Source organism: Candidatus Bathyarchaeia archaeon (assembly GCA_041447175.1).
GTDB lineage: Archaea > Thermoproteota > Bathyarchaeia > Bathyarchaeales > Bathycorpusculaceae > JADGNF01.
In genome coordinates this window covers 35,848-56,100 of record CP166960.1, presented here as the reverse complement: position 1 = coordinate 56,100, position 20,253 = coordinate 35,848, and the positions used below count along the sequence as shown (strand labels likewise).

The following is a 20,253-nucleotide window of genomic DNA, read 5'->3' as shown; positions in this document are numbered from 1 at the left end:
CGATTTTTCTGGTATCAACTTCAATACTTCCGTTGAAAATCGTCTAACTGTTGGCATAAACGCACGGTTATAAAAGTAACAGCAATCGCATCGGCAACGCTAAACATTCGACTCTCCTCGCTAGTAACATGTTCATGCTTAGCTGGACAGTAAATCACTTCGTTGAATTGAGCCAGTGCTTCAAGCAAGCCATTAGGAAAGTGTCTAGCGTTTTGTCTATTAAATAAGCCAATGACGCGTCCAAGAGGCTTTTTTTCAACCTCAGACTCAAGCCGTAACTTAGGCGCAACTTTACGCTTAGTAATATATTCCACCATGTCACAGCAGCGCCTCACGTAGTCTCTTGTAAAAATTCCAAAATTGTCATCGGTTGCAAGGAAATGGTACATTGCACTTGTCGTGTGACTAAAGGCACCAGTGTTAAGTTCTTTCTGCAACTCGGAAATAAACGGCTTCAAGCTAATAGGTTGTTTAACAGCTTGTCTGAAGAGCGGAAGGTACTTTTCTAATTCATCATCAAGAAAAACAAAAAACAAAACGTCACTTACACGCTTGCTAACCCCATACTCTTTTAACAGTTTGCTGTACATCGACTCTCCTTTAGAATGGAAAACCCTTCCCTCCTTCACCTAATAATATTTGAGCTGGCTTTATCAAGTTTCACAAGCCAACGTTCAGCCCAGTAATTCCTCGCAAACGCTCGGCGTCGCTTCGCTTCCGCCTCGCGTGTCGCTCCCTTGTTTGCCGAATGTTCCGCAAGAGCCAAACGATGCACAAACTAAGCGTCAAGTTCGTCCCCTTCTTCAAGCTCATTTTCAGGAGTAAAACCAAGTTCGACAGAACCCAAACTTCTAAAGAGATTATTAACGTAGTGACAAATGGTAACACGTTTAGCAAAACCGGAACCGTCTCTAAACTGAAACAACCCCACGTTGTAAACGCACATCAAATCGTCACTGACTTTGACCACTTGAAAGTAAATCACGTAGGGAATAGTGAACAGGTTATTTTGCTCAATGAATTTTGTACAGGAAGCACCCAGTTTAATTTTGTTCCATTCCCGCTCAACTCTGCGTCTAAATTGGCGATTCATAGCTTCCGCTATACCTCCTAAACTTTGTTTCCTTCACAACCTCCCATAGGGGCTTGCCATCAGCGCCAAACATGCTCAGCACCTCGCCGCGTCGAGAAACTGGTCCTAACTCGGCAAAGTTGCCCAAGTATCGAATTTGAACGAGCTTAGAGTTGCAAATTGGACACGTATGGATACCAACATCCTCAGTGTTAATCGGCTTGAGTTTGCCGTAGCTACAAACGCCAAACCAAGTTGCCGCATGAGACTTCTTTTTACCTCGACGGATTGAGCAGTGGTTAAGCTGGTACCAGCATGTTCCACCCACAGTTTTGCGTTTTTCTAAAACTTTGACGACCCACCCGTCTTTCTTGTTCTCAATTCTGGTGATTCCTTCGAAACCTTTGCAAGTGTAGCAATCTGCACCTTTACATTTTCGGCATTTACCATAGCCTTCCCCGCCAACAAAGCCCAAGACGTGAAAGTGCGGGTTCCAGCGCCAACCGAAAGGAACGCCTTTGCGTTTAGCTTCCCTACGGTTGGCATATCTGAAGCCATGAAATATCATGGAACCACCGATGATTCCGCGACTATCTAAGACCTTGACGGCTGCCTTCCGCAACTGGTCAAGGTTCAGTCCGTATAGCTTCGCTGGAACTGACGCCACAATATGTTCGATTAAGCCGTATCTATGGGAGGATTCCCGTAAACGTGCCTCCATCCGCGTGGCTTCTCTGACCGCCCATCCAAATTTGAAGCAGATTGGGCAAGTTGGCTTATCGCACGAGTGATAAATTGGCTTAACGAAAACTGAGTCTTTAGGCAAGTTACCCAGAAAATGCCTAGCTTGATTATGCCCCTCAATGTTTAGGCAGCCCATAAACTTCTTGAACTTGCCGCATTGGTTGTTAGTTCGCTCGCCATGCCCTACAAGCTCAAACTCGCCATGACTCCAGAACTCGTTGTGAAGGTCAATTTCGTGAACTCCATCATCCGAACTAAAGTCATAATCTCCAAGCGTTTCTCGGTAACTGCCTTGATTTTCTACCGTTTGCATTTGTAACACAAAAGATAAGTAGCTACAACACCATTTTGCGGTTGTGTCGCGACAATGTCAATGAAAAAAGACCATGAAAGAATGGACAACTTAGACAAATGCTTCAGTTTGGTGCAACAAAGTAGCGCGAAAGGAGGAATAAGCGCCATTGAAATCGGGAAGAAACTGGACAAGCACAGGTCAACCGTTCACAAATATCTTACCAGTTTGCAACTGATGGGAAAAATCGAGAGCCATGACGGGAAGTGGTTCGCAAAAACGGGAGAACAAACAATTAAGCCCTTGGAGAAGGAAATCATAATCGAGCTTCCATTGCCCAAGAGCGACTGGCAAAGGATGGTGCTTTTAGAAGACACCGCCAGAATGTTTGGAGAAATAGATGACCCCGACAACATCTTCAAAATATCGCTTGATAAACTGAAAGAAACCAGAACCATACGCATAACAGGAAAAAACGTTGATGACCTTGACCTAAAGAAAGTGACAGCACTAATTGAGCAAGCAAACCAGAATAGCCTCAAAGCTAGCCTGAAGGGTGTATTTAGAGGTCTCAAAAGGTCTGGTTCGAAGGGGCATAAACAGTCGTCAGAAACATAAACCATGGGGGAGAATTTTTCAATTCAGCGCCAACCTACCCCCTCGGGTGTACCTTCAGGTTCCCATACCCTCCCAGACTCGGGCACCCAAAGCTTCCCCACCTCGCTTCGCTCTCGGGGGGTTGGCGTCCCCTCCTTTGGGAGGGGCTCCTAAAAAATTCTCAGTAGACATGAATGCAGAAGAGAGTACATAGGAGGAAATATTAGAAGCGAGCAACCACAAGGGTTGCTGCCGATTACACATAAAAGACTTTTCTTATTTTTGGAAGAGGAAAAATCTTCCTATTTACGAACCTTTTTTCAGTTAGTCAACGAATTAGAAAAAATTTTAGTCTGTAAAAAGTTCCGCAACTAACGCACCTAAGAAGGCTAGAAGTCCCAATATTATGATTGCACCCAAAACGTCTCCGTTAGATTTAGCAATTCGTGCTTCCTCTTCTAGAATACGTGTAAGCTCCTTGCTTTCAGCTTCTGTTATTGTCCGACTCCTAGCTTTTTCAAGAAGCATATCCTTACGGCTATTCATTTGCTACAGGCTTCCTGTTTTTACTATTTACCGTGGAATCATCATTCATCTTTTCCCACATTTTATACATGTCAATTGATTTGGACAAAAGCTCCTCTGGAATCTTATCGACTTTTAAACAAAGTTCATCGATTTTCCTTCTCATTTCTTCTCTATCAGAGTCGTTCTTTTGTCGCCATTTTCCAAAATGGTAAACTATAACGCTTGATGCAATAGCAAGTGAGACGACTCCTACAAAGGGAAGTAGTTCTGCAACTGACATTAAACTTCAAAGCAATATATACCTAATTGCCTATAAGAAACCTTCTTCGGAAGTAATAAAGAGCCGCACCTGTTTAACTTTTGAAGCGCTTTTTTCTCACGACCACTTTTCGGAAGAATAACCTACCGATTTTTGCTAGTAATACTGCTACCAAAAAGACATTTAATAAAAACTCGCAATATAAGATAGCAATCAGTGATGAGGGGAAAAAATGGCTAAACTATATATTAAATCCTTTATGTGTCCGCATTGCAAAACAAAATGCTCTTTTTTTGGAAAGGGCGCAAATCACGACTTCGTTTTATTTTGTAACGGTTGTGATAAAGGTGTTTATTTCCAGATGCCTGATAGTAGGTGTTTTCCAGACGAGTATCAACATACTATCCCAATCGAGATAGACGATATTGTTGATTATTATCCCAAAAATGTACCTTATGTAGACCAAGCAATTCCCAAGGATGTTGCTGATGATTATCTGGAAGCAATTAAATGCCGAGGCGTTTTGGCATCTAAAGCGGTAGTTACACAATGCAGAAGGGCATTACAAAATGCATGTACACTAAATGGCGCTCCAAATTCTGACCTGATAAACCAAATAGATGATTTATACAATAGAAGGATAATTAATCCTACACTAAAAGATGTGGCACATACAATAAGAATGATTGGCAATTGGGGCGCACATCCACAAAAAGATCCTCTAAAAGAAGTTGCACCTTCCGATGCTGATGAAGTGTTGCAATTTACTGATGAATTTCTAGATGAAGTCTTTGTTAGACCAATGAGAATTAAAAATTTCAAAGCCAAAAAAGGGATAACATAATTCCAGCTATGTTCTTGTTAGGATAGAAAAAACATATAACTAGCGACAACAGTAACTGCATAAGGAATCAGAACTTCCAGAAAATTTTACTTTGCCCTAAGGCTGGGACGGCAACATCATCCCCCAACGAATCAACATCGTCTCCCAGTTTTTAGGGTTTTGGTGGAAGGGAGAGATGAAGTGTAGAGCGAGAACGGGCATGGATGAGTTCGAGTAGCTCTATGGGTAGGGGGCAAATTCTGTTTGCAGATTTTTTTATTGGTTAATGATGGGAGGGGTTGCCAAATATTTATTAGTTAGAAATACATAACTCTATGTTAGAAAAAGATAATAAAATGTTAGATATAGTTAAATGGAGGTCGAAAACCACGAACAAAATCAGAAAAGCACTCTTCGCTTCGGGAATAGTGATTTGTTTAGTTGGCGCGGCGCTGATGTTTGAGGGAGCAGTTCTGGGCGAAACAACAACAGGCATAGCCACGGTGCTGGGAATAATTGGAATCGGCTTAATCGCAACCCAAAAAAGAGCAATAAAACGCGGAGGTGAATAACATGGCCGGGTTTGAATGGCCAATAATTCTTACTCTAAATGCGGCGCTGATTATCCTGCTGGGAATACTGGTCATCTGGAAAAACCAAAGAGACAGAAAAGCAGGATACCCAAGCAAAGACGAACGCACATCAAAGATACAAGGCAAAGCGGCGATGGGAACCTACTGGATAAACCTCGCATTCATGATTTCCACATTGATGTTAATTATATTTGGGGACGAGTTTTTTAACTTACCAGAGCTGGAAACGGGATGGGTTGTAATCGCCATAATGCTTGTCGCGGGAATCTCGTTTGGTTTACTAAGTTGGTACTACGCCAAAAAAGGGGATTTCTGATGAAGTTCAAAACCCGAATCAAAGAGTTCAGGGCACGCTACGACCTAACCCAAGACGACCTGGCAAGAACGGTTGGGGTCAGAAGAGAAACAATCCTCTACCTAGAAAAAGGCAAGTACAACCCATCATTAGTCTTAGCGCACCAAATAGCTGAAACACTAAAAACCACAATAGATGAACTGTTCATCTTTGAAGAATAAAACCCAAAGTGAATAACTGCATCCCAACCACCCAGCCATCAACACAAACACAACTAAGGAACGATAACTTGCCTAATTTCATCTATATCACGACCTTTAGGGTAAACGCTGAAAAAATGGAATATTGCGAGTTCCACTGTGGAATGCTGAGTCGCGCACTTAGGGTTCATTGTGCTAACTGTACAATTGCAGCCAGAAAATCCTCTTTGCAGGTAACCCTTGTTTTGTGACCTTTCCCCCAAGTATCCTCCAGGAGAAAGACTTCGCCTGCACGGTAAATGCGTGTTTCTCCGTCGCTGGCTGTAAGTTCAATTTCGCCTAAAAGACAGCAAAAGAACTGCCGTTTGGGTGCGGGATGCCAGTCACCAAACCAATCTGGGGGAAGTTTAAAAAAGACAAGTTGGCTGGCAGGAGTGTAGCTTGTGAGACCTACGGGAGGGGCTGGAGGTGCAAAATTTACCAATTCAAAATCTACTTCGCCGTCCTTGAAGTGTGAGTCGCCATTTTGGTCGGTGAAAAGTATTCCATACTTCACGAAAAACTACCTCATTAACGTATAATCAAGCAGGGACTAATTTACGTTTGTTGCAGAACCAAGTACTCCGCGAATGTATGTTCCCACAGAAGCACCCTCTGAAACGCTTATTTTTTAATCACCTTTTTTGTTGGGGTCCAGCGGTGTTTTGGGTTGTTGCCTTTAGGTTTTTCTCCTTGATAGCCACACGCATAACACTTCCCGTCATGCACCGAGATGAGGTCGCCGCAGTTTGGGCAACGATACTTTTCGGCTTGGCTTTTAAGGAAGGCGTCCATGCCGTTTTTTTGGATAGCGTTTAGGTTTTCCACCATGCTCATCCCGTAACGTGCACGGTACAACGCATCAATTCGGGCCAGATTCGGGCAGGGCATGTCGGCGCATTCGTAGCAGAAGCGAACCTGTTTTTTTCGGGTTTTTTCGCAGTCCCGTTTGATAAACGCGCAGTTCTTGTTGCGCACCAGACAGCCGGGGCAGTGGGAGACTGCACCTTTTTTGTAGGGCACGCCGCGGCTGTAGGCGAGGTAGGTTTTGCAGATGCCACAGTTCATGCCGCAGGGCGCGATTAGGTCCGCAGTTAAAGGGTTAGCCATACCCTTCTATTTGGGTGGACGGTTAATAGTTTTAGTGCACTGCTTCATGGCGTTTTCGTTAGGTTATTCATCTCTGTTTGCGTCTGTTTGAGAGGTTTTGGGAGTGTCGAAAAGTTTATTTTCACTCCTGAGCCAACCAGCAGTCAGAGGCGTACGGAAATGAAGCAGCCAACCAAAGAAGAGCCATTCTACAAATACTTAGACGAATACCGAAAGCAGCTGCGGAAGGGCGCCGTGAGAGCAGCATACGAAGGCTTGATGGGCTACCTTCAGGACTTGAGGCTGCACCTAAAAAACAGGCACCCAGATTACTTTGTGTCAGAGGTCCAGTTTGGACTCATGGACTTCTCCTATTTCTACTTCTTCCCCAAAACGTTGAAGCAGCAAAACCTCAAAATCGTAATACTGTTCATCCATGACACAGTCACGTTTGAGGTTTGGCTATCAGGCTACAACAAAGCGGCGCAGGCAAAACACTGGAAGCGGTTTGTGGAAGGCGGCTGGAACAAGCACCCCCTTGCAGAAACCACCAAAGGCACCGACTACATCACCAAAGCAGTTTTAGTGGACACCCCAGACTTCAGCAACCCAGACGCTTTAGCAGACCAAATCGAGAAAGGCACCCTCCAATTCATCAGTGACGTCAAGGGCTTCATAGCGGAACACAAAAAATAGTCAATGCAACCGCAAATGCCCTTCGAAACGGGGGTTTTCCGAGTATAAAAAGGGAGGAAATAATTGTACGATTCCTGTTGTGGAAATTATCATGAGCTTGTGGAATTTGACCCCGTGGATTCAGCCATGTCGGGCCAGCCTTTGATGAAGCCGAACTGGTGAATTGCCTGGGTTGTATAGTTGGGTGGAACAAAGGAGGATACCCCGACTCCAAAACCGTCAACGTCGCTGAGCATGCCTGTGCCGCTTAGTCTGAAGGTGCTAGTGCTGGTGTAGTTTTCAGGTGCCAGCATAGTTCCGTTGGGATCCAACAGTAAACCGGTAAAATGCGCGACGACCCAGTGGCAAAGGGTGGATGGCTCGGTCATGTTGAGGGTGATGTTGCCGTTGATTCTTACGAATCCTTCTCCAGTCATGGGGTTCAAGGCTACATACTGGTAACTGGAGAAGTTTAAGTCGTCAGGGTAAACGTAAACTTGCCCGTTTATGGTGAGATTGCCTTCCGTAAGCCCGTCTATTTGCTGTTCAATAATTAGAAGCTGCGGCATGCTGCTGTTATCGATACTCAGTATGGTTGGCTCGTTCTGGATGATTCTTGTCTCGTAGCCCACGTAGTCTTGTGCTGTGGACTGCGAATCGACCTGTGCTTGCGGCACCAACAACATGGCTGAAGCAGCTATCACTGCTACCAACGCTAGAGATGCAAGAACGGTTCTTTTCATTTTTTCACCTCCTTATCGTGGATGGTGTTTAAATGGCGCAAAATAACCAAGACAGAAGTTTAGGCACCGCATTTAAAGTTAAGTTGGAACCTAAAGCAACAACAAAGATAGATGAAGGCGCCCGTGTTTGGTGGAGGTTGAGAGGTTATTTCAGGTTGAAATAGGGTATTAATATGTCCTCCATAGAGTAGAAGCCGTTTTTTTTCTCGATAATGCTCTTAGCTGCAAATAAGGCGCCATTGCCAAAGGCTTCTCGTGTTATCGATTCGTGAATTAAGCGGACTGTCTGAAAGGGAAACCCGAAGATGATTTCGTGACGACCAACAATACCCCCTGCACGAACTGATTTAATATCGATGTCTCGCAAACATAACATCTCAGATATTTTTCTGGCTGTGCCCGAGACCTCTTTTTTGTTTTTGAAATGTTCTTCAATGATCTCGATGTCGGTGTAGGGAGCAATGGTTTTGAGGATTTTAGCGGTCAACATCAAGAAATTGATGCCAATCGTGATGTTGGGTGACCAGAGCACTTTTGTTTGGCGTGATATTTTTTTTAGAAAAGCAACGGTTTCATCAGGGTACGCGGGTATTGCAGTTACCAAGGCTATTCCTCGTTTGGCTGCTTCTTCACCGTAGGATAGTATGGCTTGAGGTGAAGAAAAATCGATAATTACATCTACAGGATATTTGTCGAAAAGTTGCTGGGGGGTCAGTTCATCTTTAGGGAAGATCAAGCCTTGTTCATCCCCGCTTTTTATGCCTAAAAATTCTGGAACAGACCGGTGTTGTAGAACGTTTGATTTGCGGATAACCCAGCAAAGATGTGCTTCTTGGTTTTGCAGTAACACCGTCGCTACGGCTTTTCCTGCTCTGCCAAATCCATAGAGCCCCACTTTCATTAGAAGTTCCCCAGCCAACTATTCACCTACTCTATATATGTTTTTATTCACTGACCGTTTAACTACGCAAAAAAAATAGCGAACGGGCTTTATTTTCTAAAAAGTGGACAAACGCTATTAACCCCGCAGCCACAATGGAAGAAAAAGGGAACATCCATGGTAAACACGCCAAACGGCTACGACCTTTACGAGTTGCTAAGTGCCTTGCAGAAATGCATACGCCGAGGCATGGAGTATGAAGCGGCACATTTTGCTGTCGAATTGGAAGAATTCAACCCAACCGCACTGTGGAACAGGCTTAAGATAATCGCTTCCGAAGACATCGGCTGCGCTAACCCCATGGCACCCATCCTTGTGGAGACCCTGTTTAAGGAATACCAAGCCTCCAAAAGCAGGCTAAACGACGACGCCTACAAGCTGTTCATGGTCAACGCCGTCGTGTGTCTTTGCCGCAGCCCCAAAACCCGAATCGTCGACGACCTGCAAAACGTGGTCTACACCGAAAGAGCGGAGGGCAAACGGCTGGAAATTCCCGACTTCGCCTTGGACATGCACACTAAAGAGGGTAAAGCAAGAGGGCGCGGGGTAGAGGAGTTTTTTTCGGAAGGCAACAAACTTGAAAACGAGGCGCTCCCGAATCCGTACACAGAAAGGGCTAAGGAACTTATGAAAAAACGACGCCAACCTCAGTAGTCTAAGATGCTATGAAGACAGTAGAACAGATGGAGCTTTGGCAACTACTTTGGTCCGCTCAACCTTACGTTTGCACCCTAAAGCTCAGCTTTGACTTCCAAGTAGCCCTCGATGGATTCCTTGATGTTTTGTAACGCTTCCGCTTTGGTTTCGCCCTCAGAAGCCACAGGAAACTCTACGCATTTGACCACGTAGCCGCCTTCCTCCGCGGGTTCTAAAAGCACTGTGAACTTGCGAGCAACCATCTTTCGGCTCCACGGTACAATATCTTGACCTCACATAAGAACCCAATTGAAAGCACCGTTTGACCGCCAAAGTTAAAAGCACCATCAACGAAACGTGATTTAAGGCGGTTGCCCACATGAAAAACCTAAACCTAACCACCATAACCCAGAAAGTCACTCTCCCAGCATCCCCCACAGAAGTCTACGAAGCCTTCACGGATCCCGAAAAACACAGCCAACTCACCGAAAGCAAAGCCACCGGCAAACCCAAAGTCGGCGGCAAATTCACAGCGTGGGACGGCTACATCTACGGGAAATTCCTCGAATTGGAGGCGGGGAAGCGGCTGGTGCAGGAGTGGCAAACAATCGACTGGGCAGAAGGGTATCCACCATCGCGGCTTGAGCTAACGTTCAAAGAGGTCACGGCAGGCACAGAGGTCACTTTGGTACATAGCAATGTGCCCAAAGAGCAGGAGGAAGAGTTGACGGACGGCTGGAACGAATACTACTGGAAACCCCTAAAAGAAAACCTCAAAAAATAAGCCCCCGTCAAGAGAGTAAAATTTGAAGGAAGAATATTTTCAAAATGTGTACAGTTAGTTTTGCATTTGGAGATTCCAATGCCCGTGGTGGAAATTGAGGCAAGGCACAGAATGCCTATCCAGAAAAGATGGAACTAAAAAACACCCAAGCAATAATCATACCGGCAGGCTCCTTTTTCATCACCACGCCTTTCCCAAAAAAGCAGAGAAAGGGCGCCCAACCGAGAAAGAAACAGCAAAGCGTGGAGTGGCGCAGTCTTGCATAAGAGGCTCTGGTTGGGGTTGTTCTAGGAAAGTGCCCCTGCGACTGGTAAACTGTGAACCTATTTGGAGCCTATTTGGATGCCATTAACAATTGTATGCAGAACCTATAGAGGGGAGGGTAGTCAAAGAGGGTGGAGTGAAAGTTACGGTTTGTTCTTCATTGGAAGGTGGGGAACAGAGCGGTTTCTGGTTCGGGCTTGCCTAAAAACCGCCAAAATAATTACGGCAGCGCCGACAAAGATTTGAGAATAGAGAATTGGTGCAATCAGCCAAACTTGGGAAACGCCATCAAGGCTCACGTACACCTTGTTGATAATTTGTCCTGAAGCTAGTTGTGTAGAAGCAGAAGGAAGAGGCGACGTTTTGTCTATACCAGAAGCCACGGGGAAAACGGGTTGCGTTACGTTCCCAGTCACCATCGACGCCTCGGTTGGCGCGTTAGTTAACGTGTCCTGAACTACCCAAACAGGCTGACTGCTACTTTTGGCAGACAAAGCAGACTCAAAGTACAGGCACTCCTCAGGAACATCACCCACCCAATTGACATCGAGTATTTGGTTCCAGTCGGAGCTAAATTGAATTGCATAAACGCCTGAACGTGGAAACATGTAACTGACCGCCTCAGCGCCATAGTTGAAATTCAGCATGCCTTCCGGCGCGACCGCAACTTGCAGAACGGAAACGTTTAGGTTTAGGCAGAGGACTCTTTGATTGACAATACAGGTTAAATCTTCGTAGATATTCTCGCTTAAGGGAACCGCCAACGTTGTGGTGACAGGAGTGACGCCAAGCAGAATTAACAAGCTTTCCGCCGCCGAGGTAGCATCAGGACCCCAAGTTGGCGGCGAAGTTGTCTGCCACTGAAACTGGGTTAAGTAGGAATTGTACAGTTGAGAATCCTGCTGCCATCCACTGAAAACGTGTACTGCCAAGCTTTGAGGTCACCATCAGTTCCTACGCCGTTAAGCATGTTTTGAAGAAGTGTTTGCTGGGAGGCATCAAAAGAGAGAAACAAACCATAAAGAGCAGCCCAAGAAATCAGGGTGTTTTCCAGTCTTGCAGATGCCGCATCCATGGTGGAGTCATGCACCACGAACCCGCCTTGATTGGCAGTCCATTGTTGACTGCTAAAGCCGTTTTGCAGAAAACGGGTAGATGCATCGATAGCCAAGCGTTCAGTGTAAGGCAAGGAGGGCACGTAGTACTTGAGTTTGAGGGCAATTTGATAGAAGCCGCCAGCTTCACATTCAAACGATTCTTTGCCTACAAAGTACACGTAGTGGTCGGCGTACCAAGTGTTATCGTTTAGGTAGTTCCACACTGCTACAGCGTTTGGAAGGGCATCGGCTACGCCAAACTTATAGAACCACAAGTACACGTCTATTGTTTCGGCGCATTCATCGTAATATCGAGGGTGCCCCTCACCCCAATGGCAATAGGTTTCGCCAGCAGAGGTCACATAAAGCGTTGCGGGGCAACCATCAGTTCGAGTTTCCAAAGCCGACAAGAAACTATGATAAGCCAAAGTCAGGTTCCATCGGGAGACCGCATGATTGTACAGTTGCGCCCAGTAGTAACCGTTAAGCGCATAACGGTCATGAAGCCAAAACGCGGATTTTAAATTAAACGACACCCCAGTGTCGGGCAAACCATTATTCAACATGGGTTGGTTGTCTAAAGCCCATTCAATTAGAGTCTAGTTTGCAATGCCGTAGGGCATCAAAACAGTGTAAGCGTAGAGGATTTCCTGCGCTTTAACAGAATCACTTTTGTTCTGATTAAAAAGAGAAGAAGCAAAGTCAGCTAGCTCCTGAGTGCTGTAAATGCCTAGTTGCGCGCCGGCTAAATGCTCAATCATGAAAGCAAACTGGGGGTCCGTGTTGTCGTTGGCTGTTTCTGTGAAGTTAACCGCGTTTGCTAATGCAATTAGGTTCTGGTACAAAGGAAGGGTAGAGTTAAAGGGGGTTCGTGAGGAAAAGATTACCTCAACAGTTGTGTCATTTTGAAGGGTTAAAGTGTAGGCGTTTGAGGCATGTACGTTGTTGCCGTTTATTTTCCAATAATCAAAAACGTAACCCAGGTATGGAGTTGCTACTAGCCTAACTGGATGGGAGGCTGTTTCGTTTCCTGGGATGCTGTGGCTGCCTGAAGCAGGGGTGAACTGGGAAGTGTTTGTGTAAAGAGAAACATACCCCGAATAGGTTTGCTTAATCGTCAACTTGTAATATCTATCGAAATCTGGGTGGGTAAGTCCGTACAGTCTGTTAAGCGAACTGGCAAAAGATGCACTTGAACCTACAAGCAAAATAGTCAACAGCAAGATGACTATGACCTTTTTCTTCGGGTACAACCTAATCCTCAAAATTACGTCGAGCACAAAGCAGATTAGCCAGTGTGCGTTGGGTTGTTTACAGACAAAGAGCACAATCGCAATGGCGCTGCGCTGCAGTTGTCAGGAAAACCGAAGGCGCCCATAAAGAGGAAGGCCAAGAATCGCGATTTAGCCCCAACAGCTAAACTGCTTACCTAATCATCTCTGTGGGGGTTTTTGTGTGGGTTGTTGGTTTGGGAAATGCAGCACCTGCACCCTGTTCACGATAATTGCCGAAATTAAGCCGCCCGCAGCGCCAAAAATCAGGTGTGAAGCCCCCGCAATCCCGATACCTGCCAGCAGAACGTTGGCGTTCATGCTTAAGGCGCTGGTGATGGCCCAGTTGACAAGCAACTTGTCAAAGCTGCCAAATGACCCCAAAATAATCCCAACAAACACGTTCCCCAAATGTCCCTTGAAAACTAACGCCAGCACGTCCATTGTTGCGCCCATCGCGATGTATTCAAACATCTTGAGCATGCCTGTATCCGCCATCCCGATGGAGCCAATAAGCATACCCGACAAGACCCCGATGTATGTGCCTGCACCAAACTTTTTGGTTAACCCAATTCCGACAATAAACGGAATCACCCACAAAATCGCGTTGTGCCCGGGCAGACTCATCGGCGTTTTAAAGAAGGTTTTAAGCACATACACTAAAGCCGCCATCAGCGACAGAAAACAAACCTCATACAGCGAAAAATAACGTTTTTTTGTCATGGCAAACACCTATGGCGCGCTGGAACGCAGATGAAGCGCGAAATCCTCCCCGATTGTTCCGTTCACAGCAACCAGCAAAATGAAGTCATCCTGCACGCGGCTGCCCGTGAAATCTACAAAAAAAGTTCCTGAAACCGCATCGGTCTGGGTCACGTTCCCTTGGGGGTCACGGAAGTCAGGGGTTATGTGCAGCGAATTTAGGCCGCCCCCAGATTTCTCAAACTTCATGAAGTAGGTGTCGTTGCCGTAGTCATCAAACGAGGCGCCTTCAGGGTTAGAAACCTGCACGTAAACGTGGTTGAAATCAGGCAGAACCTGTGCATTGGGCAGAACGCTGGTTTCCGTTGCAGAAGAGCCAGTTACAAGAAACCCGCTTGCCCCGTTACCCTCCACACGGTTGGTCCAAGAAATCCCTTTGTTATCGTGGATGTAGCCGTAAACGTGGAAAGCTGCTGTTCCGTGTAGCCCCGAAAACGTGTAGTCAACTTGTACGCAGGGAAACGTTGAATTCAGGTTGCTGGTGCAGTTCAAATCCACAAACATCAAATAGAATTCTGAACCGTCCTCAATACTGTTACCGGGCAAGATAGGCATCTTTGACGCATATGGCGCCCAAGTTTGAGGACCATAAAGAAAACTGTCAGCCCAAAAGGTTTCATCCAAACAATGGTTACCTGAAGCCATGTCTACATCTTGGTTCAAGTAAGCCCATTGCACCGCAAAAACCCCCAAAATAAGCAACCCGAAAACCGCAAACGCCACAACCAACTTTGACCAAAACTTCAATCTAAGCCCTCTTCAATGCCTCGAACACGCCATCATGCCACTCAACAAACAACACTGCTTTACCGCGGATAAACGAGGGTGTTGCATTCTTGGAAACACGCACTTGCCCATCCCCGTCCTTGAGAAGGCTGCCCTGTAACGTCACAACCTCGTCGATGCCCGCCGCAAGAATCTCTGCAACTGAACGGGTACCCTGCAGTTCACGGTTTTTGCCCCGCAAAAGAAAACGCCCATCACAACCCAGCGAAGCCAACCCAACCCCTGCCAAAGCGCCAATTACGCCGCCGCAGGTGCCGCCTAACCCCTCCAACCGTACGCCGCAGCTTTTTGCAACCTGCAACGCACGCTCCTGCGAAACAACCATGGTTTTGGCGTCTTGCCCAAAAGCCACAACAGCAGGCGAAACCAACCCCTCCGCTACAGCCAAACCAGGGTCACTGCCCACAATAAAATCTTTAAGCACCCCTGCTTTGGCAACCTCAAAAACCTCATCCGCCGCTGTTTGGGATGCTTCTACGTGGATTACGGCGCAGCTGTTATGGGACGTGAATGGGATGTCGGGGTGCACCAGCAGTTGATGCCGCGTCACCCCAAAAACGGGGAAGCTGCGGGAAAGGTCTGCAGCAACGTCTCTGGCTAACCGTCCAGTGCCTCGAGAACCCAAAATGTCCGTGTCGTCCAAACCAACGTAAATCATCTACATCAAGCCGTAAACGATGTGTTTACCAAAACATGACAGCTTCAGTTAATAAATATACTCTGAAAAAAGATGCAAACCCTTCAAACTGGAGAAAACAGATTGTTTTTCCTCAAGGAATAATAACGCTAAAAACGTTAGATACATTGAAGGATCTTGAAGGATATGCATGCCGTGTTGAAAGCCAGAAAGTACTGCTGTATTAACTGCGGAACACCCTTTGAGATTTACCCTCCCGACGACCTTCACCGGAAAGCGTCAAGAATCGAAAAAGAATGTGAACAAAGCGTAAAGGTTGAGTACAAATGCGAAAAATGCGGTCACAACAACACCATCTACTGGTGCCGCCAAAGCCGCCATCCCGACTGGTACGCGTGAACTGCCAGGCAGCTTGGGTGTAACCGTCACGATTCTAAGCGTAACGCTTAGACTAAAATGTCAACAAGATTTTCTTTCAACCCACAAAGGCTACAAAACAAAAGGAAAAGTCAAAAAAAAGAGATAGGGGAGAGTTAGCCCGTTCGTGCCCTGCGCTTCTTGTATCGAACTCAACCATAAGCTATTCTTCCAATATGGAGCTCACCCAATACACCAAATGATAAAACAGACATAGAGAAGGGTAGGCAGTCACTTTTTTATTTGACTAAGTTTTTTGTCAAAAACCCTAAAATCACTAAACGCAGCATTGTGAAGCTATGAGTACCGCATTTGCTTCATTGCCCAAGATCCTCAAAGATAAAACCCGACAAAAGATTATTCTACTGCTGAAAGAAAAAAATAACCTAACATACACTGAGTTGATGACTGAACTAAAAATTACAAGCACGGGAAAGCTAAATTACCACTTAAAGACGCTTGCCGACCTTCTGTATAAAAAGGACGATGGAGCATACGCACTCACCGAGAAAGGAATACTGGTTTCAAAACTATTAACAGATTTTCCTGAGGAGAATCGGCAACAATTAGGAATAAAACCAAAATGGTGGAAAAAATTCTGGATCGGCGCAGCAGTTTTTGTTACAATCAGCACAATTATTGTGTCAATCGAATATTTTTTAGGTAATTTAAATTTCACTGGCGTATACCAAGGAATAATTTCAATCCTCAGCGGTGTCGGCTTAGCATATATGATTCAGCATATCACAAGAGAGATCCTTTCAAAGAAAACTCGGGTACTTCTTAACGAAATCATGTACGTGTCTTTAGGCGTTTGGTTAGGCTTATGTGTCAGTTTCTTTGGCGTCCTCTTAATTAGCATACTTTCGTTACACTTTGGCGGTCCATCAATAGCAAAAATGGTTAATACCTCATTTGAAACAATCACTCTTCTTGCAGTTCCAGCAATAATCGGTGGCATAGCAGGATATCGTTTTGGAAAAAAGAGAGACTTTAAGCGCCCTGAACCAAAATATACTATTTAAAATTTTAAGTTCAACCAACCATTGCTATTGGCTAAGCTGCCATAGACAGAAAGATGCGTATAATACCCAGCGGCAGAGTAAGCGTATACGTATATGTGTGCAGTTGCTGTAGCAACTGTCCATCATGGAAGTAGTTGACGCCAGATTGTGGCAAATGCAGATTGCCCTTTGTTTTCGAGGGGAAAAGTAGTTACAAATCAAGAAAAGAAAATTTTAGAAGGGGGTGGTTTCTTCGGTCATGCCTGTCTTGGTTACTATCATGAAGTCCACACCGTTGCCGCTCATGGCATCTCTGCTTACGGCGGACTTGATTGCTCGAGTCAGGAGGGCTTTTGCTTCGGCAAGTTTTATGTCTTTATGGTAGCCTTCTTCTATGACGGCGATTGCGATTTCAGTGCCTGAACCGACAACCGCGTAGTCGTCAGGTAACACCGAGCCTATTGGGTCTAGAACATACAAAGATGGGCCTTCATCATCTACGCCTGCAACGATTGTTTGGGTGAGAAGGGGCGTTGCGTGTTTGTCAAAGAGGGTGTTTGACATAAGTTTTGATGCTGCACGTACACTAATTTCTCTGCCAACATCCAAACCATAAATAGCGGAGTCTGCCGCAACCTGACGAGCGAAGAATTGCATATCTGAAATCAATCCAGCGCAAGCTATGCCTATGTTGTCTGTTATTTTGAAGACTTTTTTGCCGCTGCTACTCATGATAAAGTTGCCGTAGGTAACGCGTTTTTCAGAGGCTAAGATGACACCGTCTTGGCATACTACACCGATTGTTGTGGCGCCAGAAATTGGTATTTGCTGGTCTGAAGCTTGCATCTGAAAATGTGTTTGTGGTTCGTATGGTTCATATCGGTACATGATTCTTCCCTTTTCCTATTTTGTTACTGTGCTATCCCCATAGTGTTGCCTACACCAATTATCAACACTACATCGTTTTTCTGGGTTCTTTCCTGTATGACTCTCCTAAATACGTCGACAACATTGTCAGCCGCTTTCGTTATAGCGGACGTCATCGGCGCCAATACTTCTTTTATTGATTCTTTAACGACAATTGCGTAAACAGGAACCTTGTATTTAGTCGCGATTTCTTCTATTTTGTATTGGTCAATTCCAGGACCACCAATTGCAGCGCCGACACCCTCCGCGATGCTGCCAGAATCCTCGCCTTCAAGTTTCAAAGCGGCATCAACCATTATAATCAAGGAGATGTTTCCGCCGTTTGCTTCTATAAGATACTGGACTGCATCGCCTATCTTGCCAACGGTTCCGCCTGGACCTTTAGCCTTCGCCACAATAACCTGCCTGTTGTCGATTGCTGTTTTTGCTGCAACAACTTCTTGAGCTACCTCAAACTTTTCCTGTTCAACCATCAGTTTTGACGTAGCCAATGGCCCTATTCCGTCGCCGATTGGTTTGCCCTCTCTAAACGCATCGGTAAACGCAGCATATGCTTCGGCTTCTTCCATAATTGAGGGCAGTTGCATTTCAATTTGAACCATTTGGTATTGTGAACCCTGCTTTTTGCCTAGGATATAGTAGTTTCGAACTACGCGGTACATTTTGTTTAATGCTTGCCCAGTTTCAATTAGGTTTTGCAGATTTTGTATTTGCTGTTCACTAGCTGTTGGCGCAATCGATTTTATTTCAGTTTTGACACTTTTATCAGAGGCGTCAAGTACATGTTCATACCTTTTGGTTACGCCTGCTGGGTCTATATCGGAGGGTTTTATGATAAACTGGTCCATCAGATTGTTAACACGTTTGTTGATTGATTCTTTGTTGGTTTTTTCCGTGGACATGGCTGAAATAATTTCATTTTTGGTCTTATCGCGCATAGCTCTTAGTTTTTTTAATGATCTAGAGAGGGCAAAAGTGCTCTGAAGGGTTCGAATCTTTGTTGAAAAGAAATAGAACACCGCAAAGAAGCCTATGTAAACAATGTTCATTATTATGCCAAGTATATCGTCAGGTGAAGTTACCGACATTTAAACGCCCCATGTTTATAATGGCACTGCACTTTATTCTCAGGACTTTTGCCCGTGCAGTCAATTGAAGTGAAGCATATTTCAGTTATTTATACGTTAACCAAATATATCGCAAACAACAGTGATAGGCATAGTTTGATGATGTCTGCGAAAAAGACAAACGAAAAACCACCCACAAAGCGAAGAAATGACGAAAATGGTTTCTCCCAAAAGCTGGGGATGAATACTAAAGAGCTGGGGATGGGAATTGAACCCATATAGAGCAGCTCTGCAGGCTACCGCCTGAACCATTCGGCCACCCCAGCAGCCAGTGCCACTAAACCTATGACTGAGAGTAATAAAAACATTGTTAGCCACCCCGCCACTTTTGAGCAGCACATAACGTAACCACCCCAAAAACGCGCAACCCCAAAAACAGTTCATGCTTATTAGCCTGAACATAAATAGTTTTTTCATCAAATCCGGAGCGGGGAGACTTGCCATACACCATCATAACTGATGTCCTGATTGTTCTGGCGGCCGCCCTTTTTGTTGGAGAACTGTTCGAACGCATATGCCTTCCCTCCGTGGTAGGCGAAATCTTGGCAGGCATGCTAATTGGTCCCTCCGTGCTGGGGTTGGTGACCACCAACGACGCCATACAAGCCGTCTCCTCCATCGCCTTGTTCTTCATCATCTTCCACATAGGCTTTGAAATGAGAACTCACATGGTTCGGGGCAAATTCCTTGGTGCCTCGCTGCTGTCGATAACGAGTTTTTTGGTGCCGCTCGTATTCATGGTTTTAGCCGCGACGGTTTTCTTTCCTTTCGGCACTACAGCAGACTTTATTGTTGCATTGGCAATTGCTGTGCCTTCAATTTCGATAATTTCGGTTCTTGTTTTGGAGTACAATCTGCTTCGAACTGTTACCGGACAAATTATTCTTTCGTCAGTTACGATTTCCGACGTGCTGGCTTTTGTAATTCTTGCAGGTGTGGTTCGCCCGCTTAGGAGCACCCTGACGATAATTTTGGAGATTTTGATTTTTGCAGGCGCATTCATATCCTTAGATTACGCCTTAAACCGAAGACCAGAAGCAGTCAGACAGCTCCTGATGCGTGCATCAAAACTTTTCAAACGGCAAGATTTCTCGTTTGTTTTCCTAATCATTGTAGCGCTTTCCGTGTCGGTCATATTCCAGAATATAGGCTTAAGCTACATTTTGGGTTCTTTTTTTGCGGCGTTAATTGTCCACGACGGCTTGATAGGACGAAAAGCCTACGACCGGTTAGCCCAAACATTATCCACCATGAATAGAATCTTTTTCATACCACTCTTTTTCGGGTTCGCAGGCATAGAGGTCGTGCTTGGAAGTATAGGTTACTTTGACTATGTGGGTTTAGCCGTCCTTGTGGCCATTGCGTTGGGTGTGGGTGTTTCTTTAACTTATTATGCGTCGAAAAAGTTCCTTCTGCCAAAAATGGACATAGTTCCCAAGCAGGTAGGTGGAATTTTGGGGGGAAGAGGCGCCATCGGAATTGTAATTGCCACAGTTGCCTTGAGCGAAGGCACAATTAACGAGGCAGGCTTCTCACTGGTCATACTGGCAACGCTGATTATGTCGTTGGCGATTCCGTTTCTGACAGGAAAGATAATACATGAAAAACCCCCATGTGAACTTCAATGAAAAGCACAGCAGCACACGTACGCC

The 20,253-nt window shown here is 45.4% G+C and carries 28 protein-coding genes and 1 tRNA gene; 11 read left to right on the top strand and 18 right to left on the bottom strand.

Features of this window, described 5'->3' with window-relative positions; translation table 11 throughout:
* Positions 1–20 precede the first annotated feature (20 nt).
* The 3 genes from ACBZ72_00375 to ACBZ72_00365 all read right to left on the bottom strand — a co-directional run bounded on the left by ACBZ72_00375 (position 21) and on the right by ACBZ72_00365 (position 2,129).
* Complete coding sequence (locus ACBZ72_00375) at positions 21–590, bottom strand: hypothetical protein (protein ID XES77353.1); 570 nt, start codon at positions 588–590, stop codon at positions 21–23.
* A gap of 188 nt (positions 591–778) precedes the next feature.
* Positions 779–1,093, bottom strand: a complete 315-nt coding sequence (locus tag ACBZ72_00370; protein ID XES77352.1) for a hypothetical protein — start codon at positions 1,091–1,093, stop codon at positions 779–781.
* Complete coding sequence (locus ACBZ72_00365; GenBank protein XES77351.1) at positions 1,077–2,129, bottom strand: hypothetical protein; 1,053 nt, start codon at positions 2,127–2,129, stop codon at positions 1,077–1,079. Before ACBZ72_00365 ends, ACBZ72_00370 begins: the two co-directional genes overlap by 17 nt.
* 54 nt (positions 2,130–2,183) lie before the next feature.
* Between ACBZ72_00365 and ACBZ72_00360 the strand changes: the two genes are divergently transcribed.
* Positions 2,184–2,726, top strand: coding sequence for an HTH domain-containing protein (locus ACBZ72_00360; protein ID XES77350.1), 543 nt, complete (start codon positions 2,184–2,186; stop codon positions 2,724–2,726).
* A gap of 517 nt (positions 2,727–3,243) precedes the next feature.
* Here the strand turns inward: ACBZ72_00360 and ACBZ72_00355 are convergent.
* A complete protein-coding gene (locus tag ACBZ72_00355) occupies positions 3,244–3,513 on the bottom strand; it encodes a hypothetical protein (protein ID XES77349.1) in 270 nt (89 codons plus the stop codon).
* A gap of 211 nt (positions 3,514–3,724) precedes the next feature.
* Here ACBZ72_00355 and ACBZ72_00350 point away from each other — a divergent pair, with 211 nt between their 5' ends.
* From ACBZ72_00350 to ACBZ72_00335, 4 genes are all read left to right on the top strand, one after another.
* Complete coding sequence (locus ACBZ72_00350) at positions 3,725–4,336, top strand: DUF4145 domain-containing protein (GenBank protein XES77348.1); 612 nt, start codon at positions 3,725–3,727, stop codon at positions 4,334–4,336.
* 335 nt (positions 4,337–4,671) lie between these two features.
* Positions 4,672–4,887, top strand: a complete 216-nt coding sequence (locus ACBZ72_00345; GenBank protein XES77347.1) for a hypothetical protein — start codon at positions 4,672–4,674, stop codon at positions 4,885–4,887.
* A 1-nt stretch (position 4,888) separates the two neighbouring features.
* Entirely contained in the window at positions 4,889–5,224 is a 336-nt protein-coding gene (locus ACBZ72_00340) for a DUF2178 domain-containing protein (GenBank protein XES77346.1), read from the top strand.
* The gene (locus ACBZ72_00335) at positions 5,224–5,424 is read left to right on the top strand and encodes a helix-turn-helix transcriptional regulator (protein XES77345.1); all 201 of its coding nucleotides are present in this window, start codon (positions 5,224–5,226) and stop codon (positions 5,422–5,424) included. The genes ACBZ72_00340 and ACBZ72_00335 overlap by 1 nt, the downstream gene beginning before the upstream one ends.
* Before the next feature lie 166 nt (positions 5,425–5,590).
* Here the strand turns inward: ACBZ72_00335 and ACBZ72_00330 are convergent, their stop codons facing one another.
* A complete protein-coding gene (locus tag ACBZ72_00330; GenBank protein ID XES77344.1) occupies positions 5,591–5,959 on the bottom strand; it encodes a hypothetical protein in 369 nt (122 codons plus the stop codon).
* A 107-nt stretch (positions 5,960–6,066) separates the two neighbouring features.
* A complete protein-coding gene (locus ACBZ72_00325; GenBank protein XES77343.1) occupies positions 6,067–6,552 on the bottom strand; it encodes a DUF3795 domain-containing protein in 486 nt (161 codons plus the stop codon).
* 159 nt (positions 6,553–6,711) lie between these two features.
* Between ACBZ72_00325 and ACBZ72_00320 the strand changes: the two genes are divergently transcribed.
* A complete protein-coding gene (locus tag ACBZ72_00320; protein XES77342.1) occupies positions 6,712–7,227 on the top strand; it encodes a hypothetical protein in 516 nt (171 codons plus the stop codon).
* Between the two features lie 89 nt (positions 7,228–7,316).
* Here the strand turns inward: ACBZ72_00320 and ACBZ72_00315 are convergent, their stop codons facing one another.
* Together ACBZ72_00315 and ACBZ72_00310 are read right to left on the bottom strand one after the other, a co-directional pair.
* Positions 7,317–7,949, bottom strand: coding sequence for a hypothetical protein (locus ACBZ72_00315; GenBank protein ID XES77341.1), 633 nt, complete (start codon positions 7,947–7,949; stop codon positions 7,317–7,319).
* 145 nt (positions 7,950–8,094) lie between these two features.
* On the bottom strand, positions 8,095–8,850 hold the full coding sequence (locus tag ACBZ72_00310; GenBank protein XES77340.1) for a 4-hydroxy-tetrahydrodipicolinate reductase: 756 nt from the start codon (positions 8,848–8,850) through the stop codon (positions 8,095–8,097).
* Positions 8,851–9,006: 156 nt separating this feature from the next.
* Between ACBZ72_00310 and ACBZ72_00305 the strand changes: the two genes are divergently transcribed.
* The gene (locus ACBZ72_00305; GenBank protein ID XES77339.1) at positions 9,007–9,543 is read left to right on the top strand and encodes a hypothetical protein; all 537 of its coding nucleotides are present in this window, start codon (positions 9,007–9,009) and stop codon (positions 9,541–9,543) included.
* A 77-nt stretch (positions 9,544–9,620) separates the two neighbouring features.
* Here the strand turns inward: ACBZ72_00305 and ACBZ72_00300 are convergent, their stop codons facing one another.
* Entirely contained in the window at positions 9,621–9,788 is a 168-nt protein-coding gene (locus ACBZ72_00300) for a type II toxin-antitoxin system HicB family antitoxin (protein XES77338.1), read from the bottom strand.
* 116 nt (positions 9,789–9,904) lie between these two features.
* Between ACBZ72_00300 and ACBZ72_00295 the strand changes: the two genes are divergently transcribed.
* A complete protein-coding gene (locus ACBZ72_00295; GenBank protein ID XES77337.1) occupies positions 9,905–10,309 on the top strand; it encodes an SRPBCC domain-containing protein in 405 nt (134 codons plus the stop codon).
* Positions 10,310–10,716: 407 nt separating this feature from the next.
* On the opposite strand, the gene ACBZ72_00290 is transcribed toward ACBZ72_00295, so the two are convergent.
* From ACBZ72_00290 to ACBZ72_00265, 6 genes are all read right to left on the bottom strand, one after another.
* A complete protein-coding gene (locus tag ACBZ72_00290; protein ID XES77336.1) occupies positions 10,717–11,505 on the bottom strand; it encodes a hypothetical protein in 789 nt (262 codons plus the stop codon).
* Positions 11,445–12,221, bottom strand: coding sequence for a hypothetical protein (locus ACBZ72_00285; GenBank protein ID XES77335.1), 777 nt, complete (start codon positions 12,219–12,221; stop codon positions 11,445–11,447). The genes ACBZ72_00290 and ACBZ72_00285 overlap by 61 nt, the downstream gene beginning before the upstream one ends.
* 48 nt (positions 12,222–12,269) lie before the next feature.
* Positions 12,270–12,923, bottom strand: a complete 654-nt coding sequence (locus tag ACBZ72_00280) for a hypothetical protein (protein ID XES77334.1) — start codon at positions 12,921–12,923, stop codon at positions 12,270–12,272.
* 180 nt (positions 12,924–13,103) lie between these two features.
* A complete protein-coding gene (locus ACBZ72_00275; GenBank protein ID XES77333.1) occupies positions 13,104–13,664 on the bottom strand; it encodes a cobalt ABC transporter permease in 561 nt (186 codons plus the stop codon).
* 9 nt (positions 13,665–13,673) lie between these two features.
* Positions 13,674–14,450, bottom strand: coding sequence for a hypothetical protein (locus ACBZ72_00270; protein XES77332.1), 777 nt, complete (start codon positions 14,448–14,450; stop codon positions 13,674–13,676).
* Position 14,451: 1 nt separating this feature from the next.
* Positions 14,452–15,147: an ABC transporter substrate-binding protein gene (locus ACBZ72_00265; GenBank protein ID XES77331.1), complete on the bottom strand. Its 696-nt coding sequence runs from the start codon at positions 15,145–15,147 to the stop codon at positions 14,452–14,454.
* A 174-nt stretch (positions 15,148–15,321) separates the two neighbouring features.
* Between ACBZ72_00265 and ACBZ72_00260 the strand changes: the two genes are divergently transcribed.
* Positions 15,322–15,525: a hypothetical protein gene (locus ACBZ72_00260; GenBank protein ID XES77330.1), complete on the top strand. Its 204-nt coding sequence runs from the start codon at positions 15,322–15,324 to the stop codon at positions 15,523–15,525.
* A 317-nt stretch (positions 15,526–15,842) separates the two neighbouring features.
* Positions 15,843–16,568: a winged helix-turn-helix domain-containing protein gene (locus tag ACBZ72_00255; GenBank protein ID XES77329.1), complete on the top strand. Its 726-nt coding sequence runs from the start codon at positions 15,843–15,845 to the stop codon at positions 16,566–16,568.
* A 213-nt stretch (positions 16,569–16,781) separates the two neighbouring features.
* Here ACBZ72_00255 and ACBZ72_00250 read toward each other — a convergent pair whose 3' ends face one another.
* The 3 genes from ACBZ72_00250 to ACBZ72_00240 all read right to left on the bottom strand — a co-directional run bounded on the left by ACBZ72_00250 (position 16,782) and on the right by ACBZ72_00240 (position 18,867).
* Positions 16,782–17,435 (bottom strand): proteasome subunit beta, encoded by a 654-nt coding sequence (locus ACBZ72_00250; GenBank protein XES77328.1) that lies wholly within the window; start codon positions 17,433–17,435, stop codon positions 16,782–16,784.
* A 23-nt stretch (positions 17,436–17,458) separates the two neighbouring features.
* Positions 17,459–18,562: a DUF1512 family protein gene (locus tag ACBZ72_00245; protein ID XES77327.1), complete on the bottom strand. Its 1,104-nt coding sequence runs from the start codon at positions 18,560–18,562 to the stop codon at positions 17,459–17,461.
* A 232-nt stretch (positions 18,563–18,794) separates the two neighbouring features.
* Positions 18,795–18,867 (bottom strand) — tRNA-Cys (locus ACBZ72_00240).
* Positions 18,868–19,038: 171 nt separating this feature from the next.
* Between ACBZ72_00240 and ACBZ72_00235 the strand changes: the two genes are divergently transcribed.
* Positions 19,039–20,229, top strand: coding sequence for a cation:proton antiporter (locus ACBZ72_00235; GenBank protein XES77326.1), 1,191 nt, complete (start codon positions 19,039–19,041; stop codon positions 20,227–20,229).
* Positions 20,230–20,253: the final 24 nt, after the last annotated feature.

Bases quoted from the DNA above. Each gene is read 5' to 3' on its own strand.
- ACBZ72_00245 (XES77327.1), bottom strand. From the start codon at position 18,562: ATGTCGGTAACTTCACCTGACGATATACTTGGCATAATAATGAACATT.
- ACBZ72_00310 (XES77340.1), bottom strand. From the start codon at position 8,850: ATGAAAGTGGGGCTCTATGGATTTGGCAGAGCAGGAAAAGCCGTAGCG.
- ACBZ72_00340 (XES77346.1), top strand. From the start codon at position 4,889: ATGGCCGGGTTTGAATGGCCAATAATTCTTACTCTAAATGCGGCGCTG.
- ACBZ72_00355 (XES77349.1), bottom strand. From the start codon at position 3,513: ATGTCAGTTGCAGAACTACTTCCCTTTGTAGGAGTCGTCTCACTTGCT.
- ACBZ72_00315 (XES77341.1), bottom strand. From the start codon at position 7,949: ATGAAAAGAACCGTTCTTGCATCTCTAGCGTTGGTAGCAGTGATAGCT.
- ACBZ72_00360 (XES77350.1), top strand. From the start codon at position 2,184: ATGTCAATGAAAAAAGACCATGAAAGAATGGACAACTTAGACAAATGC.
- ACBZ72_00255 (XES77329.1), top strand. From the start codon at position 15,843: ATGAGTACCGCATTTGCTTCATTGCCCAAGATCCTCAAAGATAAAACC.
- ACBZ72_00325 (XES77343.1), bottom strand. From the start codon at position 6,552: ATGGCTAACCCTTTAACTGCGGACCTAATCGCGCCCTGCGGCATGAAC.
- ACBZ72_00250 (XES77328.1), bottom strand. From the start codon at position 17,435: ATGTACCGATATGAACCATACGAACCACAAACACATTTTCAGATGCAA.
- ACBZ72_00335 (XES77345.1), top strand. From the start codon at position 5,224: ATGAAGTTCAAAACCCGAATCAAAGAGTTCAGGGCACGCTACGACCTA.
- ACBZ72_00375 (XES77353.1), bottom strand. From the start codon at position 590: ATGTACAGCAAACTGTTAAAAGAGTATGGGGTTAGCAAGCGTGTAAGT.
- ACBZ72_00305 (XES77339.1), top strand. From the start codon at position 9,007: ATGGTAAACACGCCAAACGGCTACGACCTTTACGAGTTGCTAAGTGCC.
- ACBZ72_00370 (XES77352.1), bottom strand. From the start codon at position 1,093: ATGAATCGCCAATTTAGACGCAGAGTTGAGCGGGAATGGAACAAAATT.
- ACBZ72_00265 (XES77331.1), bottom strand. From the start codon at position 15,147: ATGATTTACGTTGGTTTGGACGACACGGACATTTTGGGTTCTCGAGGC.
- ACBZ72_00365 (XES77351.1), bottom strand. From the start codon at position 2,129: ATGCAAACGGTAGAAAATCAAGGCAGTTACCGAGAAACGCTTGGAGAT.
- ACBZ72_00300 (XES77338.1), bottom strand. From the start codon at position 9,788: ATGGTTGCTCGCAAGTTCACAGTGCTTTTAGAACCCGCGGAGGAAGGC.
- ACBZ72_00295 (XES77337.1), top strand. From the start codon at position 9,905: ATGAAAAACCTAAACCTAACCACCATAACCCAGAAAGTCACTCTCCCA.
- ACBZ72_00350 (XES77348.1), top strand. From the start codon at position 3,725: ATGGCTAAACTATATATTAAATCCTTTATGTGTCCGCATTGCAAAACA.
- ACBZ72_00320 (XES77342.1), top strand. From the start codon at position 6,712: ATGAAGCAGCCAACCAAAGAAGAGCCATTCTACAAATACTTAGACGAA.
- ACBZ72_00345 (XES77347.1), top strand. From the start codon at position 4,672: ATGTTAGATATAGTTAAATGGAGGTCGAAAACCACGAACAAAATCAGA.
- ACBZ72_00275 (XES77333.1), bottom strand. From the start codon at position 13,664: ATGACAAAAAAACGTTATTTTTCGCTGTATGAGGTTTGTTTTCTGTCG.